Here is a 19,687-nt window from a genome sequence, read left to right on the forward strand (position 1 = left end):
GCGCTACGTCTCATCCGCGGACCGTTACACCGGATGCGCGGCTGGTGTCTCAATGCCGAGTCCATAACACGAGGGAGACACGATGAACGGAAACGTCGAGGTGGTCGTGGTCGGCGGCGGGTACGGAGGCGTGATGGCGGCCAATCGCCTGGCACGGCGCAATGGCGTGTCGGTGACCCTGGTCAATCGACGTCCCAACTTCGTCGAGCGGATCCGCCTGCACCAACTCGTGACCGGCTCCGATGACGCGGTCGAGGGCTTCGGTGAGGTTCTGGGCGGGAACGTCCGGCTGGTGGTCGACGCCGCGACCCGCATCGACGCTGCCGAGCGTCGGGTGTCGCTGGCGGGCGGCGGCACGGTCTCCTACGACTACCTCATCTACGCGGTGGGCAGCGGCGCCGCCGATCCCGGCGTGCCCGGAGCGGCAGAGTTCGCTCATTCGGTGTCGGACCTCGAGAGGGCGGAACGACTGCGGTCGGCGCTGGCCGCGACGCCGGCGACGGCTCCGGTGACCGTGGTCGGAGCCGGCCCGACCGGCATAGAGACCGCCGCTGAGCTGGCAGAACTGGGCCGCAAGGTCACCCTGGTCTGCGGCAACGTGCTCGGCCCCTACCTGCATGCCCGGGGCCGCCGCCCGGTCGCCCGTCGGCTCGCCGAGCTGGATGTGACCGTCCTCGAAGGTCCCCGCGCGCGGGTGACGGAAGTGACACGCGACGCCGTACAGCTCGACGACGGCCGCGTGCTGCCTAGCGCGGTGACGATCTGGACCGCGGGATTCCGGGTCCCGGATCTGGCCGCCCGCAGCGGGCTGCGCACCGACACCGAAGGCCGCCTGCTCACCGACGCGACGCTGACCAGTGTGGACGACGTGCGCATCGTCGCTGCTGGGGACGCGGCGGCGATGACGGACCGGCCATTCCGGATGAGCTGCCAGGCCGCCGTGCAACTGGGCGCGGGGGCCGCCGCCACAATCCTGCGCCGGATCGCGGGGAAAACACCCACTCCCGTCCGGTTGATGTTCGCCGGGCAGTGCATCAGCCTCGGTCGGAACGAGGGCGTCACCCAGTTCTCCTACCTGGACGACAGGGTGAACGCGCTCCACATCAGCGGGCGGCTCGGTGCCAAGGTCAAGGAGTTCGCCTGCCGGTTCCCCCTCAATCAGTTGGTGTCCGGGGCACGCAAGGCCAGTTCCCGCGCATCCCACGGCGACAGCACCGCTCGCCTGGAAACGCCTCAGCCGGAACACCGCACGACGCCGTCCAACACCCGAGGCGCGGCCTAGCCGCCCAGTCCCCTCCTTCGGCCGGACCGACCGGTCCGGCCCAAGAAGGACCGAGCCGGAGTGACAAGCACACAACGCCGCGGCCTCATATGCCGTGGCCGGGCACTGGGGCGTCATTCCCACCAGCCCGCCCACCCCACGTGGCCTGATCAGCGGGGAGGCTGACTCCGTCTTCGGACCGGGTACATATCCACGGCCTGCTTCCGGCATGTGGGCCGACAGCGAGAGAGTGAAGCGCTCGACATGAACGACCACGCCACCGACCCCGCGACCGAGACCTTCGTCGCCCACCGCGACCTGCTGTTCACCGTCGCCTACGAGATGCTCGGATCGGCGGCGGACGCCGAGGACGTCCTCCAGGAGGCCTGGCTGCGGTGGGTCAAGGTCGACCTGGCGCAGGTACAGGACCAGCGCGCCTACCTGGTACGGATCACAACCCGGCAAGCACTCAACCGGCTACGCGCCCTCAAACGGCGCAAGGAGGCCTACGTCGGCCCCTGGCTGCCCGAGCCCCTACTCACCGCGCCGGACGTGGCCGAGGACGTCGAACTGTCCGAGAACCTGTCGCTGGCACTCATGTTCATCCTCGAAACCCTCTCACCGACCGAACGCGCCGTCTTCGTGCTGCACGAGGTCTTCGACATCGGCTACGACGACATCGCGGCCGCAATCGGCAAGAGCCCCGCCGCCGCACGCCAGCTCGCCTACCGCGCCCGCCGACACGTCGACGCCCGCCGGCCGCGCACACCGGCCTCCCCCGAAGAAGCCCGGGCAGCGTTGAATTCGTTCCAGACCGCCCTCCTGACCGGGGACCTGCAGGGGCTGCTCGACGTACTCGCCCCGGACGTTGTTTTCGTCAGCGACGGCGGCGGCCTCAGGCTGGCGGCCCTGCGGCCGGTGGTCGGCGCCGACAAGGTGCTCAGTTACATGGCCGGCAGTGTCGTCAAGGCCGGCGGCACCCTCACCGGTGAGCCCACGACGGTCAACGGCAACCCCGGACTCATCCTGCGTCTGGACGGCGTGATCGACGGCGTGCTGGCCTTGCGCGTGGAGAACGCCCGCGTTACCGGCCTCTACTACGTCCGCAACCCCGAAAAGCTCACCCGCGTTGAGTCCGAAACCCCCCTCACCTCCCGCTGACCGTCCCCCTGTCTCCGCCGGGGAGACTCACTCAACTGAGGAGTTCCGCAATGACCACTACCGACTCCACCCACGAACGGAAAGTACCCGCGGTCGGCCGACCCGCGCCCTTCGGTGCCGTCAGGACAGGCTCGGACACCACTGCCACCGGCACCCACGGCGGGCTACCGCGCCGGTCGGGGCTCGACGGTTGGAGAGTGATCACCTGGGTACTGACGGCTGCCGCGCTCGCTGTGGCCCTGATAGCACCGCTTTCAGGGTCGGCGCCCTACATGTTCGTACTGCTGCTGTCGATTCCGCTGGCGTTCATCTACGGCGTGCGTCGCTACGGTGCGAAGGCACTGCTGCTCTTCTTTGCCGTGACCTTCGTGGTGAGCAACTTCTTCGAGAATCTCAGCATTTCCACGGGCTTCCCGTTCGGCCACTATCACTACACCGGTAGCCCGAAGCTGATCGATGTGCCGATCTTCATCGGCCCCATCTACTTCGGCTTGGGCTACCTGTGCTGGCAGGTGGCCAACGTCCTGCTCGACGAGGCGGACACCCGGCTTTCCTGGCGGGCGGGCACCGGGCACCGCGTCAACGTAGTCGCCCTGCCCATGACCGCAGCAGCCATCATGACGATGTTCGACGTCGGCAGCGACTCGATCGCCTCGACTGTCAACCACTTGTGGGTCTGGGAGCGGAGTGGCGGCGTGTTCGGCGTCCCCTTCACCAACTACCTCGGCTGGTGGCTGGTCACCTACCTGTTCTTCCAGTTCTTCGCCCTTTACCTGGCCCGCCGCCAGGCACCTGTGCGAAGCACCGGGCTCGAACCGTCGCTGCAGTCGGTTCTCGTCTACGCAGGGCTCGGGCTCAGCACCATCCCCTATTTCGCGGCCGCCTCGAGCGACGACATCACGGATGCGACCGGAACAGTCTGGAACGCGCACGCGCTCATCGAGACGATGATGACCATCAACCTGTTCACAGTGGTTCTTCGTGGCTTTCCTCGCCTTGGTCAAGTTGGCACGCCACGACACCACCGGTAACGCGATCCCCAGTCGTGACGCCCCCTGAAGGCAGTAGGTTGGATCGGCCGTGGCAGGTTCTTTTTCGCGTCGCCTCCCGCCGAGTGAAGTAGGCCGCCGGCGAGGTGCCCATGGCCCGGGTCCTTAGCTAGTGCGGACAATTCGCCGGGGCGCAGTCAGGTGCCCACCCGCTCATCGGTGACCAGACCGGCAGCGGCAAGCGCTCGCGGATCTCACATCAGCTCCTGATGCAAGGCCACCCTGCACCAACTGCTGTCGCGACTGCTCCAGCTCCCGGACGGCACCTCGCGAAGCCGCGGCCCATTGTTTCTGTCCGAGCGCCGCCCTGTGCCGGCCCGCCGCCCGCGGCCGCCGACCTCCGCCCACACACCGGCCGCGCCCGCCTCGGCGATGCAAGTGCTGTGGGATTGGGCGGTGAGCGACAACGACGACGCCCGCGCCATCCTGGAGGAGTACTACCTCCTTCCGGACACCGCCACCCAGAGCCCGGCCGAGCTGAGCGACCGCCTGGCCAACCAGCCCCGTCGAGAAAGCGAAGCGCCCTCGCCGGGAGACCAGCGAGCCCGGAGCAGTGTGGACCACCGCCCAGCTCAAATCCTTCCTCACCTCAGCTCGGAACCACCGGCTCTGGGCCTTCTTCCACGTAGCCGCCTACACAGGCGCCCGCCGCGGGGAACTGCTCCACCTCCGCTGGGCGGACGTCGACCTCGACGGCAAGCAACTCACCATCACCGGCTCAGCGGCCTTCATCGACGGCGAGCGCATCGAAGGCACCACCAAGAGCGGCCGAAAGCGCATCGTCAGCATCGACGAGCAGACGACCCAGGTCCTGCGCAACCAGCGAAAGATACAGGCACAGGACAAGCTGAAGGTCGGCCCTGAGTGGCGAGGCGCCAGCATCTACGTGTTCACGACCGGCTGGGGCGAGCCGATCCACCCGGACACCGTCAGCTCGCTCTTCCCGATCCTGATCAAGCGCCACAACGCGCACAACCCGAAGGAGTCGCTACCCCATGCGCGACTCCACGACCTCCGCCACATCCACGCCACGACCCTGCTCCTGGCCGGTGTCCCGGTACACGTCGTCGCGGCCCGTCTCGGCCACGCAGACCCCTCGATCACCCTGCGGGTCTATGCCCACGTGATCCGCGCAGCGGAAGCCTCGGCGGCCGACGTCTTCGCCCAGGTGATCAAGGAGTGATCGCCCCGTGCAACAGGGGCGTTGGCAAGATCCCGAGATTACCAGGACAAATACGAAGGCCCGTTCCAGGTTTGCCCTGGTAGCGGGCCTTGATGCCGCCAGCGCTAGGTTGCCCTGGCTCTTCTTCAGTGCCTCTCCGGGTCCTCCGCCAGGAACTCTGCGACCAGTTCCGCCGGGTTGGCAGCCCTGGTCAAGGCGAACATCTCGTCAGGGTTGAACATGTCATAGAGGACCACCGGCAGTGGCCTTCCCAGGGTCTCCACGATCCGGCCATCCGCGTGGAGCTGCCGCGCCAGATCGACACAGAGTTCGTGGAACTGCTCGTCAAGCCGTTCGCCACGCTCGTCCTGCTGTTGTTCGGAGAGCCCGTCCTCGTCCTCGTACCAGAGGCCCTGCGCCACCGCCTCCCGCCGGTGCAACTCAGCACCGGCCGGATCGTGTTCGGGGTGGTGGCCAACGATGCGGCGCCCCTCCAGCCCGGACGGCGGGAAATAGGCGTAACTCCAGCGAGCCTCCCATGCCGCCGGCGAGCTCGGCTCCGCCAGCAGCCGGGCCACATCGGTTTCGGTGTTGTAGCCGATCGCCAGGTACGGGAACCGGGGGTCTTGGTCGACGCTGTCGATCCGGAACGTGACGGTGTATATCTCGGGCCCCGACTCTTCTGGAAACTCTGCCAGGGTGCGCACCGCCGCCTGCTCCATGTGCTGCCGGAACGTCATCGAGAACTCTTTTCAGCGGGCCTGCGGGATCACGGCGGAACTCTAACAAGTCCGCTACCAAGGAGCGATCGCCTCGTGTTAGCAGAGGTGTTAGCAAGATCCCGAGATTGTCCTGACAAACACGAAGGCCCGTTCCAGGTTTTTCCTGGTAACGGACCTTGATGCTGTGTGCGGCCGGAAGTACTCGAAACCCCAACCTTCTGATCCGTAGGGAAGGGCGGACGCCTGGTCAGCAGAGCTTCGTCCACAGGTGTGTATAACGTCCGCTGGCCCAGCCCCTCCTCCCGAAGGCCTCCACCGACCCCGCTACACGGCCATTAGCCGACCCGGAACGCAGGGCGCCAGGCCCGAGCACCGGAAGTGGCGCGGCAGCCTTACGACCTGCAGTGATGTCCTGAAGAGCCAGCACGCCCTCAAGGTTGGTTCGATGCTGGCTCGTGATCACTCTCCTGCGAGTTGGTAGCTTCATCTCGAAGCGAGTCGATCAAGTCCCTTGCTCGCTTCAGCTCAGTCTGCGCATCTACACTCTCAAGGAGTTCGATCGCGTCAGAAAGAAAGCGATTGCGCGTCTCTAGAGAGACGCCATCAACTTGACTCAGTGAAACAAGCAGTGCACCGCGTCTTCGTACTAGTATACCTTCACCCAGTAGTGATCTAGCAGCATCCACATAGGGTGTGGGATCAGTAAAACAGCGAGCTGCCGTATGCGCACGATTAATCAGACAGGTAACGGCGGTATCTATGTCTCCACTTGCTTGGCTAAGGTCAATGGCTGCATCATAGAATGCAGCCGCTCGGCTATCATTCTGACCAAGTGATAGATCTCCCAAACGCCCCAGAGCCATACTCGCCCCTCGAACGTCGTCTCGTGCCAAGCACAGGGCAAGGTCGAATGTATGACATCGAATCGCGGTGGAGTCCTCGCCTTTTTTCTGCAACGCAATACCGAGGTCGTGCAAACATCTGCTCATAAACCCGTGGGCGTCAACATGACGAAATATCTCATAGGCCTGAGAGTGGACCCTTATCGCGTCCTCTGACTTTCCGGCAAGGTCGTAGGCGCCGCCGAGGCTATTAAGTGTCCACGCTTCCGACCAATGATCTTTTTGATCGCGCGCACCCTGCAGATCTTCCAGGTAAAACTCGATCGCTCTATCATATTGACCAAGGTCACGGTACGCGGAGGCGATATTATGTGCACAAATCGAACGTCCAGAACCTTCGCTCATGGAGTCGTAGAAGTGATACGCTTTCTTAAAGCATTCCAGTGCGCCCTTGGTGTCGCTAAGAAGACGCAGGCCGTTTCCCTTGGCATTCATCGCCTCAGCCTGGAAGCGAGGATCTGCAACTTCGAGAAGGGCACTATCTAGGCGTTCTAGTGCCTCTCTCGTCCCGTCTATGTCGTGCGTTCGTGCACTTGCATATGTTTTCATTACGAGGGCGAGGAGCCGTAGAAGGGGCTCATTGGCCCGTTCCGAAGCATCCACGACGTCCTTAGAGAGCTCTAGCCAGGAACGCCAAAGTTCACGCATTTCGACGTAGCGCTCAAGGTCCCGTAGCAGGAGTATTAGATCACCGGTTAGCTCATGCTTGGCGACCAGCCCTATCACGCCACGAATCAGAGGCCATTCGCGATCGAGCCAGCGGAGGGCATGGCCTTTGTCGGCTGCAGCAATTTCCTTTGGTGTTAGCTTTGCGCGCATCGCAGGAATGAGTGCACGGCCAGCGCGTAGGGCTTGCGGTAGAAGTCCTTTCATCAGTCGAACTTCTATTTCCGCTATCTGCTCCTGAGTCTCTTCCTTCTCCAGGCGCTCACGTGCAAAGATTCGAATTAGATCATGAAAGGTATATACCGTGTCTAGGCCCGTTCGTTCAACGAGGTGTAGGTCGACAAGATCCTCCAAGCGTCGCTTGATAAGTCGTTCGGGCATTCCTGTAACTATTGCAGCGATCCTGTAGTCAAATGTGGCATTGGGGATAGCCGCTAGAAAGCGGAAAATCCTACGGGCCTGCTTCTGGAGCTGGCGATAGGAGAGTCCTATACTTGCACGCACGCCTACGTCGCTAGGGGATAGACGATCGAGGCGCTCGCTTTCATCACGCAACGAGCTGGCGAGGTGCGCAGTGGACCAATTGCCCCATCCGCACAACAGAGTGGCGATGATGCGTAGCGCAAGGGGTAGTCGTCCGCAGAGCTCAATAACATCTTCAACATGCTCATCTTCCGCGAGCTCTGGGCGACCCGTTGCCGACATTAGAAACTCAAGGGCATCTTGATGTGGCAGCACGTCTAGCGATACTTGGAGCGTGCTGGCAAGGCCTACGAGAGCATTTCGGCTGGTCACGAAAGTAAATATCTGCCCCGAGCCTGGGAGCAATGGCTCAATCTGTGCAGCGTTTGCTGCGTTATCAAGTATGAGCAAGCCGCGCTGCGTGATCAGGATGGATCTAAAAAGAGCCGATCTTTCATTTGTTTGAGTTGGGATTGTTGTAGCATTTTCCCCAAGAGCCACCAGGAAGCCACGTAGCACGTCACCGGGATCAAGTGGCTTCCCGTCAGTCCCGCGCAGGTCAACAAACAGCTGCGGACCATCGAATCTTTCTGTCAGTTCCCAAGCCAGACGCACCGCTAGAGTCGTCTTTCCTACGCCTGGCTTACCTACAATTGAGGCGACCGAGGAGGAATTACTCGTGCCATCAAGAGTTTGTTCGGCAAGTGAGCTTAGTTTGGCGAGCTCGGCGCTGCGTCCATGGAAATGTGCCGGGGTGGGCGGCAACTGCGATACACGTCGCGATGAAGATCTACCAAGGGGTGATGTGCTCGATCTTTCCAAGATCTGTACCCCGAAGCGGCTCCTCAGTGCACGCCTAATCGATGGAGCGTCGAGTTGGCCGGCACGAGGTCCCCAAGTTTCTGCAAGAGTACATAGATGGGAAAAGATGTCTGCTGGGTTCTGGTTCCCTTCGGAAAGAACCTGAGTCAAACAATCCAGGGCCATCTTGACTTCTCTGCCGTCAGATCCAGCGTCTACCTGCCATACGCGCAAGCAGGAGAGAATTCGGTGCGTCCAATCCTCAGCTTCTTGTCGGGAGGCTGATCCAAGTGCCGTGCCGACTGCGGTGACTACGTGCTCATAGCGAGTGCGGAGCTTTGCATCCGCTGTCATGGGTCCAAGCAGCTCAATCATTGATTCCTTGCTTGGATGCGGAAAGGACATCTCTGCCAACTCTTGGAGCTCGGATAGGTGCGATGCTGGCTTTCCTGCTGCTAGTCCTAGCAGCATTGCCCCTTCTAGAATGTCCCGTTCGTTCTCTCGGTATGCTTGGATGGCCGCCTCCATCACTTCGATGAAGACGCTACTTCTCCCCGTTACGGGGAGGTTCTGCTTAACCTGTATCTGAATTCTTGGGCCCGCAGGTACGGGTTCAGTGAATGCAACAATGTCGTCGAGCGCATATCCATAAGCCCCTTGCTGGAGTGCTACTCGGGCGAGTGGAAGCTTAATGCCGATTGGAAGGTGAGACCCATTTAGCATCATGCAAAACATGATTGCCGCAACTCGGTATTCGAATATGGTTCCAGCGCCACCGGTGGCTTTTGGGGAGTTGCGTCGTCTCGTCATGAGCCCTCAAGGACGCTCGTTGAGTCTGTGCGGAGTATCGCTCTGCCGGGATGGTACGACAAAGCACTGACAAGATGGAGAGCAATCTGGGATTTCACGGCGTGCGCGTACTGCAGGGTCGATTCGCGTGGGCGGTGCTGGCCGCGACCGGAGCGTCCCCAGCACGGACTAGACCCTTGAACCGTAGGGCGATCGAGCCCTAGACAAGCTGGGCTTTCCTCATCGTGAGTCAGCCGCTGGTCATCCGCAGATCGCCGGCCCAACTCTCTGCGACCACAGTCCCCGAGTCGAACACGAACTCCGCTCCCACCCGCTCGGCGCCATCCACTCCGCTGCCGAATCGCTCGACAACGCGGATGAGTCGTTCGCCGATGTGCCGTACGAGGGGAATGTCATCCGGGGCGGCGGTCACATCGACTCGGCTGCCCAGCTCTTCCATCACGTAGTTCAGCCCTGGTTCGCCTGGCTCGATCCGAAACGACCAATCGGCGGCTACTTCGACGCCGATGATCATTGACTCCAAGCGAAGCCACACATCGATAACTTCAGGGGTGTTGGTTCCATGCACGAACTGGGCGACTACCACTCCGATCAGACGCTTGTCCGCCAGACATGCAAGATCCATGGAGTCGGCTGCCTTGCTCTAATCTCAGTTCCGGGGGCGATCTATGCCAGGGTACGCGCACCTGAACGGGGTGCCCGACGACCAGTAGCAACCGACGCAGTCGGTCTGCGACAGTGATCACCTCAGCCATCGACAGCGAGTCCGGAAGCGGGCATCGGCACGGCCTCGACCACTTCGATGCGAAGTAACTTGATCGTGTCGCTCATCAGACTCATCGGGCTACCTGACCTGTACAAACAGTTCAGCGAGATCCGCGAACGTCCGCGCTCGTATGGCTCGATCGTCACCCAGTTCGTCACTCCGCGGTCTGCACACATACGCGATGCGCGATCGGATCATGAGCTCCAGCGCCACCCTACGACGCCAGCCTTACGAGTTCCGCGCATTACAGCCCCGCCAGAGTCCCTATCCACATCGGAGCGCGCAACTCGCTGACTCTCGCGCAGCGAACCAGGAGCTGACTTGCCCTGCGGCAACGAATGCGCTCCTGTCTCGCTGATATGCCGCCCGTTCACGTCGTGCTGAGAATAGGACTCACGAGGAGGTCTATCGCTTAGCCAAGGCCAATCCTGGTCTCGATTATGCGGCGCCGTCGATAGAGCTTCAGGTAGCCCTAACTCCACTCGCATCGCATTTCGCAAGACTTCTAGCAGATCTTGAGCTTGGAACCAACCAGGGTAGTAGCTGATGAAGGTTCCCCGCTTCTCCACGACTATCGTAATCTCCAACAATGCCCCAGAGACCCGATCAGCGAGATCTGCCACAGCCGGTGAGGCCATGAGCTGGACTTCTAGGAGCACAGGCTGCAGCTCATCGTCCCAACGACGAAAGTAGTCGGACAAGCCCTCCGCGATGAAGTCCTCGTCATCGATCAACTTACGCCCGTCATATGACAAGAACACAGCGAAGCTGTCGACCTCTCGATGCAGCTCCTGTGCGAGCGTTAGGTATCGGACGTATATCTGACGTCGATCGCTAAGCCATCGCCGCTCATCGTCAGCTGCGAGCTTGCGCCGTTCGTTTCGACGAGCTATCGCCCCTGTGAGCAAGACACCACCGAGGCCGCCAGCTAAGGCGAAAACTCCTGTCAGAATGGGCGCCACTAGATCGGTTGCCACGCCTGGAGTATAGAAGACCGCAACGTCACGGTAAGGAGAAAGCCGTGGGTCTCGATCCAGAAGCAGCCTGACGCAGAAACGCACCGCCCCGCAAGCATTGGCCCCCGCCACAGGCTGCGCCCTGATCACCTCGTACGCCGTCGACTCACCGCGTAGCGGCAGCGGGCCGGGGACGGAGTGTCAAGCTCGTCCTGCTCACCGCCACCCAAGCCGACGACCTTTATGAGCTGATCAGCGAACGCTCCGGCAAATCCGTGATCATAACCTCGAACCGGGCACCGGAGGAGTGGTACAAGCTGTTCCCCAACCCCGTCGTCGCCGAAGCGCTCCTGGACCGACTGATCAACTCCAGCTACCGGGTCTTCATGGATGGACCCAGCTACCGGCCGAACAAGCGACCCGGAAAGAACGGCACGTCGGGACGCGCGAAGGACAACAAGTAGACCGGCCGTCGATCGCCTGACTTCGGCGGGCGCCCCCTTGGTTGCGGGCGATCGGCGCCCCGCAGCTGGCCTATGTTGCCCAAGCGAAGCGGGACGCGGGCGTGAGCACGTTCCACACAGTTGGCCCCGAAACTTAGTTGCCAAAGGTGGCGCGGGCGGACGGGTGCGGAAGACTGCCTCGATGGCTGCTGAGTACGCCCAGAGTGACCAGTTCCGTGGTGCCCGCATCCACCTGTGCGACCTTGCCGGTCTCGAGATCCGCGATTGCGAGGTCAGCGGTCTGAAGATCGTCGACTGCTATGGGAGCGACGTCTACCTCGGTGGCGACTTCGAGCGTCTCGTCGTCAACGACGTCGACGTGACCGCCTACGTCGAGGCCGAGCTCGACCGGCGGCACCCCACGCGGGTGCTGGCGCGTGACGCCGCGTCCCCCGACGACTATCGGGCTGCTTGGGATGCCATCGAGACGATGTGGGCGGCGACACTCGACCGCGCCAGGCTGTTGCCCGAGGCCAAGCTGCACGAGCAGGTCAACGGCGAGTGGTCGTTGGTCGAGACCCAACGGCACCTGCTACTTGCCGGCGATGCCTGGCTCGGCAATGCCGTGCTGGAGGAGGAAGCGCCGTACCACCCGTTGGGCTTCCCTTACGGCGGGATGCCGCCCGACGCGACGGCGAAGCTCGGTCTCACCCTCGAAGCCACCCCGACGCTCGACGAGGTGCTCGCGCCGCGGCTCGCCCGCATGGCCACGATGCGGCGTATCGTCGACGGGCTCACCGAGGCCGAGCTCGATCGGGTATGCGGTCGCAGGCCGGCGGACCCGTATCCCGACCAGGAGTACGTCGTGCGCCGCTGCCTCAAGGTGGTGCTGAAGGAAGAGGCCGAGCATCACCGTTATGCGGTGCGCGACCTCGCCGTGCTCGAGGCCGGTGCCTGAAATGGCGCCGACCCGGCCGGAAATGACCTCCAGCCGCATTGCGTGCTGCTAGGACGGTCATCTAACGGTCACATCGGCCACAAGACCACGCTAAAGCGCCCAATTCAGTACCTAACACCCAAACGGCTCTACTGTCCTTCGTGAGCACCCCACTTCGAGTGGCTCGATTACCTGCGCACGGGCTGGCTCAATTGGCTGACGTTCGACAGCGTGGCTCCAGCTGGTGGACCGCGGCGCTCACCAAGCAGCATCCACGGACATCAACCACTGATCGTCTTGCCCCACACGAGGTCAGAGCGTGGTGGACGGGTGCCACCGTGCGCTGACGGAAGCGGACGTTGTCGGTTGTCGTCAGCGGTGTCGTCGTCAGCACCACCCTGTCCAGTGGCAAGACCCGACGAAGGAGGGTCGCGGCAGCGCATCGCCCCGACCCCGTACGTCCGGCACGGAAGTCAGCGATCGTCACGCCTCTACGCGATGACCACTTGATCCGTAGGGAAGGGCGGATGCCCTGTCAGTGGCATCCCGCCCTGGTCAAGCAGTGGATGCTGATCGGCAACACGCGGTCGCGTATGGCGGTGTTGCTGTACGGCGCTGCTGTACAGCACTCTGCCCAACGTGCTTCCGGCGCTGTTCCACCCGGTTCCGCTGCTGGGGAAAAGAGCTGCGTCGTCCTTCCGGCTTGTCAGCCGGCGACGGACGGATACCGGGCTGCTGCAAGGTCGTCAGCAAGGTCCTGCACGGCAAGATCAGCGTTCGAGCATCATCCTTCCCATAGCGGATCCTGAATCAGTACTGGATCACGGCCAGAGACTAGCCTCACGTCAGCATCAGGAGCATGACGATGGCTCAGCTCAAGTAGAAGTCTAACGGCGGTTTGCGCCAGTTCGTCGAGGGAGAACGTGGCGGTCGTATGTCCGGTAGCGGTCCCGGTAGTGAAATCCGCTATCAAGTTCCGCCCGCTAGGCATCTCGATTGCAGCGGTTTGTGCCACAGAGTCGCCTCGCGCTACCAGTTGACCAAAGTCTGGGCTGTCTACAACGTCGGCCTCGCCGACAGCTTCGATCGAAATGGCAAAATTCGACTGCTGAATTCTAACATCAGTCATACGAACGCCCATCTGTCGGACACCATCAATTAGCGTATCCACAGAAACGCCGCGTCGTATCTCGTGTTGGGGCAAGTCGTTTGACCTAACCGCAAAATATGCGGTCCACCCGTCGCCTCGAAGTGTAAGGCAGCCCCTTTCTACCCTCCAATCGGCGCGCTGCCTTATGGGCGTCGGTGCGCTTTGTCCGAATACGCGCGCTCCGCGGGCCAGCAAGCGATCTAGATTTGCTTCGACCAGACGACTTAGACTCGATCCCGACTCTGACTCCAGAGCGACTATTTGTTCAAGCTGTAGGCCGCGACCGATTCGACGCCAGAATTGCACATCCTCAGTTATCAGAGTTGCAAGCAAGAGAGACAGATCTCGCCCTGTTAGCGGGCCTGGCAAGTAGCGGTGAGACGGAAAAATTTCTGGAGCTCCGCCTTGCCCTTCCCATACCGCTTGGTAGAGGCGGCTGAATCGATTTGCTTGTTCTTCATCCAATATGCTTTCGGCAGTTGCGATGGCTGATCTGATGGGCTCTGCGTTCAGGTTCTCGGCGGCCGAAAATCCGGCAATGGCTGACTCGGTCGCGCCTCTTGCAGCTTGCTCATCAACTAGCCCCACGCCCCCGCGTATGACGGCGTTCGTAAGTACTGATGTAATTGGCGCCTGAGGGGACACAAACTCCTCGATGGCATCAGGGCCGGTAATCAGTGCTCGCGCCTCTTTGGCGGCCACTATCAAGCGCTCATGCGCGCTAGAGTCGTGGTGGGGCTCGAAGTCATCCAGCGTCAGCATAATCGGGTGACTGGAAGCGATGACCTTAAGATCGTCTGCGAGCCATCCGGGATTTGGATTGGTGCGTAGGAAAACCAGCCTTTCGCGTTTCTCGCCCGGCCAACCTAGTACTAGATCTGGGGCGAACGTGTGGTTGAAATACTCTGTCTTTCTGATGCGAACCGACGGATCGCCGGAGTGTAGAAAGTTGCTCACACTCGTTTTCAGTGAGTCGATGCGTTGGTCCGGCGAGTCGAACTCTAATGCATGGCGTAGAGCTGCACTGAATTCACCGTTCATCGGGACTCCTCGCCAATGCCCATGAACGCTATAATGCGCTGATAGTTTTCGCTTGTGATTACCAAACTTTCCTGCTCATCGCAGAGCGTTAGCAGCCATAGGCGATTGGTCAGCTCAAATACGACTTGCTCGTCGAGCTTGGTTTGCGCCACTTCGGCCGATGTCGTTCCGAAGACGCGAAAGATGTTGTCAGCATGAAGAAGGTGTTTCTTCATGGACTCCGCACTGCGGTGTTTATGCCAGCTTTGAGCTTGAAAAGGCGCCCAAGACAGCCATATCAAGTTGTCACATCGGTCGGGCTTCTCCTGGAAGGCTACGTAACATGAGGCGATGAACTCTCGGTACTCTTTTGCTGAGTCCATTTCGTAGCGATAGGCTTTGACTTCGGCCATAAACGACTTATCGTGCAGGTCGCCGCCGCGCAGTTTCCCGCCCAGGTCAAAGCTAAATCCTTGCCCGCCGTAAGGCCACTGGAAATGCAGTAGGTCCTTGAATACTTTGTCGGTGTTTGTGTAAATCGATGCCACGCGAGTCGAGTAGTTCAGCCACCGCTTAGCTCGATCTATGCCATCACTGCCAGTCTGCTGCCGTAGCTCGCCCGCCACCACCTTGCGAGGATATATCAGCTCACACAGTTAGCAACAGGGCGGAAGATTCACTGGGATAATTGGGAGGTTTTGTGTCGATGTACCCGTCGGGCCGCGCGGAGACACCGACCAAAGCGTGGTTGCTCGGGGGACTTGCGCTGTTCAAAGCTCGGGATCAGGGGCAGGGTTGAACTGCCGGCCTTCCGCTTTTCAAGCGGAGCAATCACCCTGCTCCGCTGATCGAGCCCATGGTCAGGCACGTATGGGCAGTGGCACGGATGCGTGAGCGTGCGGAGACGTTGCTGTCAGCGCTGCTGTCACCTCAGCCACGGCCATCCTGTGCCAGGGCTCGACGAAGGATGGCCAGCGCCCCCTCGTTGCGGCCGTGTCGGCACCGGCGGGACCACCCGCTGGAGCAGCTCCCACAACTTGTCGGGCACAAGCCGCTAAAGGAACGCATCCACGAACGATCTAGCGGCTGAACGCCAAATGAGCCACGCCCTTCACGAGCAATAGCTCCGTCCTTCCAAGGCGATTGCAGACAGGAGACCGCAGTGGTACAGTGCCCAAATCCGTCTCCAGGTATTCAGGTCTCATATAAAACACGAAAGAATGAGTGATATTGACTTCAAAGAGACGACCCGAATCGGGCTGGCTCTCCGAGCACCCCATCTGCGTCGAATTCGATCATGAAGCTAATGCCCCCCTGACACCTGATCGGATTGCCCAGCTGAGCAACAAGAGGGTCTGGTGGCGCTGTTCCCTTAACTCCGCACACCGTTGGCAAGCCATGCCGAACAACCGGATCGGCAAGGGATCGGGCTGTCCGGACTGCAGCGGGGCCAGGGTTAGCGATGCCAACAGGTTGTCCATGAACTGTTCAGACAAGGCGTTGCTTAGGCAGTGGGACTATGCGAAGAACGGCCCCCTCACGCCCGATGACGTGTCCGTCAGTAGCAGCCGAAAGGTCTGGTGGGCTTGCGAGAAGGCAGAAGACCATCGGTGGGCCGCGAGCGTGGGAAAGCGTGTCGCTGGGCGGGGCTGTCCTTATTGCTCGGGCACTCGTGTGTCTTCAAGCAATCGTCTCTCCACGAAACGCCCCGACATCGCCGTACAACTCAACGAAGACCTCTCAGGGATCTCGGCTGAGGACCTCAGTGTCGGGAGCAACAGGGCGGTGTGGTGGAACTGTCGTACTGATCCACAGCACGAGCCATGGCCAGCCCCCGTGGTTCGCCGCACGGGCGGTCATAAGCGCAGAGGAGCCGGATGTCCAAACTGCCAACTTGTGCACACCTCCGCCCAAGAGCTACGGCTCAAGGCCGAACTCAGTACGGTTCTGCCCATCGACCCAGGCCGCACTTGCGTTCGGAGTGCTACGGGCCGCCTGGAGAAGGTCGACATGGTCGCCGAGGATTCTACGCGGGGTCTGCGTCTCGTCCTTGAATTTGACGGCGTCTGGTGGCACGACAGCCAGACGAGGCGTCAGCGGGACATGGACAAGGCTCGACGACTGCGGGAAGCCGGCTGGGCCGTAGTGCGGATTCGTGAGCACCACCTGGAGAAGCTCGACGCGAAGTTCGACGTCGTAGTCGGGTTCAATGCTGATGAAGACGATGCCACCATGGTGGTGCTCGACCACCTCGTTGGCCTAGGAATCGTCACCGCTGCCGAGGCTGATGACTATCGTGCAGCTGGAGGGCCCAGGGCAAGCGGCCAAGCCGAGCGGTGGATCCGGGACAAACTCGGTGAGCGGGCACTGGGCGAGGACCGTCGAAGCCATGCAGAGGCGTGGTCGCGCATGCATGCCGCGCTCATGGCCTTCGAGGCGGAATCCGGGCACTGCCGCGTCCCTGCCGACGTTCGAATCGAGGGCGTTGACCTTGCCCGATGGGTGCATAAACAGCGCACCACCTATCGCAAGGGAAGGATAGCTCCTGAGCGGGTGAAAAAACTACTGACGATCACCTCCTGGTCCTTCGAATCGCCGCATGAGGCCGAATTCTGGGACGGGTACCGCCGATACGTGACCTGGATTGAAAGCCGCCAGCATACTGCCGAGACCACTAGCGAGCAGCTGGACTCGCGCGCAGCGACCATCTGGGCCAGCAACCTGAGGAAGCGCCGGCAGAGACTCCAGGCCCGGAGAGAAGATCTGCCCTCTGATCAGCTCAAGGCGATGGCCAATATCCCCGACTGGAAATGGGACCCTTTCGAAGACGAATTTCAGGAAAAGTTGACGATTCTGCAGGAATTCTTAGCTGAGACCGGCCGCACCACCGCAGACATCAAGCAACGAGATCGTTGGAGGGGTCATCGCATCGGATCATGGATCAACATATGGCGCACTCGTCGTGACCAACTGACCTTAGAGCGTAAACAGCTCCTCGAAACCCTGCCCCATTGGACATGGGCCAAGCATAAGGATGTATGGGAGAGCAAGTTTGCCGAACTCGAGAGATTCGCTGCCGTACATGGACATGTCAAGCCTTCCCTTACTGCTGCGAGCGAAGATGAGCGAGCCCTAGCCCGTTGGAAGCGGAATAATAAAAACCGCCTTCAAGGAAAGAGTGACGAAAGGGCGCAACGGTTGCGCCAGTTCCTTTCCAGGCATAATGAGCAGATGCCCTGACGCGTAGGCTCGATAACTGGCTGTCAACCCTAGGTACTTAAGGTCGGCAGCCAGCCCCCTTCAAAGCCTGTACTCATATCTCGACAGACTCTCCTTTCAAGAAGGGATGCTTCTGCCGCCCGCCGGTCTAGGTGAAGGTCGGCCCGGACACCATCAAGGACGGAGCGAAACTCGAATCGCAATCGAAACGGATGCCTTCGAGATGCTCAGGGACAGGAAGCCCCGCGACATCCTGACCTTCCGCTTTTCGGGTATACCGATCAGCTTGCTCGTGGGCATTGGCCTTGGGGACGTGGGCGCTCTGGTGCAGTTCGTACGGGACTGGTGGCCGACGTTGCCGTCACAGATCCCACGGATGCCCGGTGGCAAGGCCCGACGGAGGGCCGCGGCAGTCGATCGGCCGGGCCATGAACGGCGAGCACCGAAGTCAGCGATCGTCACGGTCTCAGCAGAACATTTCATTACGAGTGAAGCGGAGGGCCATGGTCGAAAGCCGGCGCTGCTGCTCGACCGTGTGACACCGTACGGGACGATCAGGCTTTGTGAGGCGACGTTGCTGTACTTCCCTGCTGTACAGCAGGCCACAGCAACCCGCGTATCCAGTGGCAAGCCGACCCGGAGCGCAGGGCCACCAGGCCCGAGCACCGGAAGCGGCGCGGCAGCTTCCCAATGCAAGGGACGCCTCATTCGACTGGTCTGAATACAGAAGTGAACCGGGTCACTTCGTTTAAATTGTCTGTATCTGCCGCCTGGCGCAGCCACCTCTCCGCCTCCGCCACCAGGCCCTGCTCATGAAGCAGCGTGCCAAGACGGGTCATAGCCTCAGCACTCCCGGCCTCAGCCGCCTGGCGCAGCCACCTCTCCGCCTCCGCCACCAGGCCCTGCTCATGAAGCAGCGTGCCAAGACGGGTCATAGCCTCAGCACTCCCGGCCTCAGCCGCCTGGCGCAGCCACCTCTCCGCCTCCGCCACCAGGCCCTGCTCATGAAGCAGCGTGCCAAGACGGGTCATAGCCTCAGCACTCCCGGCCTCAGCCGCCTGGCGGTGTCGCTCCTCGACATCAGGAAAGCGCGTGTGCGCGAGGTTGACAATTCCCTCTATATCGACATGCTGCATGAACAATTGATGAGATATTGTCGCATGAGCAAAACTCGCTCCGCAAGCAAACGATGATCGGTCAAAGTTGGCAGATTCGAAGAAGTATGCATGGTCAAACTCTGCTCGCCCCGCAAAAATGGCGTGTTCAAAATCTGTTTTCCGACGGAACTGAGCATGGGAAAAGCTCGCCGCTCCTGCAAACTGCGCTCGTAGAAAGAGTGACACTCCATCAAATGAGACGCGATCAAAGCTGGCGAGATCCCCACTCACCCTAAGACGCCGAAAGTCCATAGTGGTGAACGCGTGCGCGTTATTGAATATTAGATCGCTCTCGAATTCGCATCGAACAAAAGAGCCACCCTGGCGGAATATCGCCTTATCGAAGGCGGTGTCGCCAGCGAAAGACGCCTGACTGAAGCTGACCTTCCCATAAAAATGGGAATCCGAGAACAAAGCGTGCCCCGAAAAGGTTGCATCCGTAAAGGATGATTGCCCCAAGAAGATCGCACTTTCAAAGGATGCCCGATCTACCCTACATCTACTGAGGTCAAGATTATAGAGAGCGGCACCTCGTAGATCTATTGACATGTTGGGCCAATATGCATCGATGCCGCCACCCTCAAAAGGCACACGTAGATGTCTGACGAGGATATCTTGAGCTACCTCGCGAACTCTCACCATCCCCGCGCTATCCGGTGCCACAGCCTCTTGATGCAGCTCAATGAGCTGCCTTCTGAAGGCCGGCGACTCGGACAACTCGCGCAGTAGCCCGCAGAGAAGCGCAACAACGTTGCTCCTGAGTTGCACATTCGTATTCGCAAGAGACTCCAACGAGTGCATGGCCGAGAGTCGCTCTTCAACAGTTCCAGTCCGCAATTGATCGACGAGGCGATGATAAGCTCTTATAGATGTTTTCGGAGCGCCCGCCATGAACCGTTCAGCAGTCAGAGCTAGGATCGTCGCCAAGGTCGCGCCAATAGCACTAAAAGTAGCGATCGAGGATGAAGCCCAGGAATCCGTGGCAAGGTTCACGAAAACTCCAGCAGCGATCGCCGTTATAAGGCCTGCGACCGAGAAGACTA

Annotated in this window: 13 protein-coding genes and 1 pseudogene; 8 read left to right on the plus strand and 6 right to left on the minus strand. The window is 60.9% G+C overall.

All coding sequences use genetic code 11. The features are described 5' to 3' along the window. The first annotated feature begins 82 nt into the window (after window positions 1-82). From KLK06_RS09245 to KLK06_RS09260, 4 genes are all read left to right on the plus strand, one after another. Window positions 83-1,282 (plus strand): NAD(P)/FAD-dependent oxidoreductase, encoded by a 1,200-nt coding sequence (locus tag KLK06_RS09245; RefSeq protein ID WP_214634940.1) that lies wholly within the window; start codon window positions 83-85, stop codon window positions 1,280-1,282. Window positions 1,283-1,525: 243 nt separating this feature from the next. Next, window positions 1,526-2,422: an RNA polymerase sigma-70 factor gene (locus KLK06_RS09250; RefSeq protein ID WP_214634941.1), complete on the plus strand. Its 897-nt coding sequence runs from the start codon at window positions 1,526-1,528 to the stop codon at window positions 2,420-2,422. 50 nt (window positions 2,423-2,472) lie between these two features. Next, window positions 2,473-3,453 (plus strand): carotenoid biosynthesis protein, encoded by a 981-nt coding sequence (locus KLK06_RS09255; RefSeq protein WP_214634942.1) that lies wholly within the window; start codon window positions 2,473-2,475, stop codon window positions 3,451-3,453. 571 nt (window positions 3,454-4,024) lie between these two features. After that, window positions 4,025-4,654 carry a site-specific integrase gene (locus tag KLK06_RS09260; protein WP_214634943.1) on the plus strand — a complete coding sequence of 210 codons (630 nt, stop codon included), beginning with the start codon at window positions 4,025-4,027 and terminating at the stop codon, window positions 4,652-4,654. A gap of 125 nt (window positions 4,655-4,779) precedes the next feature. On the opposite strand, the gene KLK06_RS09265 is transcribed toward KLK06_RS09260, so the two are convergent. From KLK06_RS09265 to KLK06_RS09275, 3 genes are all read right to left on the minus strand, one after another. Then, on the minus strand, window positions 4,780-5,373 hold the full coding sequence (locus KLK06_RS09265) for a hypothetical protein (protein ID WP_214634944.1): 594 nt from the start codon (window positions 5,371-5,373) through the stop codon (window positions 4,780-4,782). A gap of 413 nt (window positions 5,374-5,786) precedes the next feature. Further along, entirely contained in the window at window positions 5,787-8,150 is a 2,364-nt protein-coding gene (locus tag KLK06_RS09270; RefSeq protein ID WP_214634945.1) for a tetratricopeptide repeat protein, read from the minus strand. Window positions 8,151-9,225: 1,075 nt separating this feature from the next. Beyond that, the gene (locus tag KLK06_RS09275; RefSeq protein WP_250905154.1) at window positions 9,226-9,621 is read right to left on the minus strand and encodes a hypothetical protein; all 396 of its coding nucleotides are present in this window, start codon (window positions 9,619-9,621) and stop codon (window positions 9,226-9,228) included. A gap of 1,309 nt (window positions 9,622-10,930) precedes the next feature. On the opposite strand from KLK06_RS09275, the gene KLK06_RS09280 reads away from it, so the two are divergent. Both KLK06_RS09280 and KLK06_RS09285 read left to right on the plus strand, forming a co-directional pair. Further along, window positions 10,931-11,182 (plus strand): ATP-binding protein, encoded by a 252-nt coding sequence (locus KLK06_RS09280; RefSeq protein ID WP_214635494.1) that lies wholly within the window; start codon window positions 10,931-10,933, stop codon window positions 11,180-11,182. A gap of 181 nt (window positions 11,183-11,363) precedes the next feature. Then, complete coding sequence (locus KLK06_RS09285) at window positions 11,364-12,119, plus strand: DinB family protein (protein ID WP_214634946.1); 756 nt, start codon at window positions 11,364-11,366, stop codon at window positions 12,117-12,119. A gap of 763 nt (window positions 12,120-12,882) precedes the next feature. On the opposite strand, the gene KLK06_RS09290 is transcribed toward KLK06_RS09285, so the two are convergent. Next, window positions 12,883-14,289 (minus strand): hypothetical protein, encoded by a 1,407-nt coding sequence (locus KLK06_RS09290; protein ID WP_214634947.1) that lies wholly within the window; start codon window positions 14,287-14,289, stop codon window positions 12,883-12,885. Further along, a complete protein-coding gene (locus KLK06_RS09295) occupies window positions 14,286-14,897 on the minus strand; it encodes a hypothetical protein (protein WP_214634948.1) in 612 nt (203 codons plus the stop codon). Before KLK06_RS09295 ends, KLK06_RS09290 begins: the two co-directional genes overlap by 4 nt. A gap of 595 nt (window positions 14,898-15,492) precedes the next feature. Between KLK06_RS09295 and KLK06_RS62990 the strand changes: the two are divergent. Together KLK06_RS62990 and KLK06_RS59690 are read left to right on the plus strand one after the other, a co-directional pair. Beyond that, a pseudogene (locus KLK06_RS62990) lies at window positions 15,493-16,146 on the plus strand (zinc-ribbon domain-containing protein); the annotation flags it as partial. Between the two features lie 132 nt (window positions 16,147-16,278). Beyond that, complete coding sequence (locus KLK06_RS59690; protein ID WP_250905155.1) at window positions 16,279-17,508, plus strand: Helicase associated domain protein; 1,230 nt, start codon at window positions 16,279-16,281, stop codon at window positions 17,506-17,508. Between the two features lie 683 nt (window positions 17,509-18,191). Here KLK06_RS59690 and KLK06_RS09305 read toward each other — a convergent pair. Further along, on the minus strand, window positions 18,192-19,637 hold the full coding sequence (locus KLK06_RS09305; protein WP_214634950.1) for a pentapeptide repeat-containing protein: 1,446 nt from the start codon (window positions 19,635-19,637) through the stop codon (window positions 18,192-18,194). Window positions 19,638-19,687: the final 50 nt, after the last annotated feature.

Origin of the sequence: Nonomuraea sp. NEAU-A123 (genome assembly GCF_018603905.1) — a bacterium.
Classification (GTDB): Bacteria; Actinomycetota; Actinomycetes; order Streptosporangiales; family Streptosporangiaceae; genus Nonomuraea.

Bases quoted from the DNA above. Each gene is read 5' to 3' on its own strand.
- KLK06_RS09245 (WP_214634940.1), top strand. From the start codon at position 83: ATGAACGGAAACGTCGAGGTGGTCGTGGTCGGCGGCGGGTACGGAGGC.
- KLK06_RS09250 (WP_214634941.1), top strand. From the start codon at position 1,526: ATGAACGACCACGCCACCGACCCCGCGACCGAGACCTTCGTCGCCCAC.
- KLK06_RS09255 (WP_214634942.1), top strand. From the start codon at position 2,473: ATGACCACTACCGACTCCACCCACGAACGGAAAGTACCCGCGGTCGGC.
- KLK06_RS09265 (WP_214634944.1), bottom strand. From the start codon at position 5,373: ATGACGTTCCGGCAGCACATGGAGCAGGCGGCGGTGCGCACCCTGGCA.
- KLK06_RS09275 (WP_250905154.1), bottom strand. From the start codon at position 9,621: ATGGATCTTGCATGTCTGGCGGACAAGCGTCTGATCGGAGTGGTAGTC.
- KLK06_RS09285 (WP_214634946.1), top strand. From the start codon at position 11,364: ATGGCTGCTGAGTACGCCCAGAGTGACCAGTTCCGTGGTGCCCGCATC.
- KLK06_RS09290 (WP_214634947.1), bottom strand. From the start codon at position 14,289: ATGAACGGTGAATTCAGTGCAGCTCTACGCCATGCATTAGAGTTCGAC.
- KLK06_RS59690 (WP_250905155.1), top strand. From the start codon at position 16,279: ATGGTCGCCGAGGATTCTACGCGGGGTCTGCGTCTCGTCCTTGAATTT.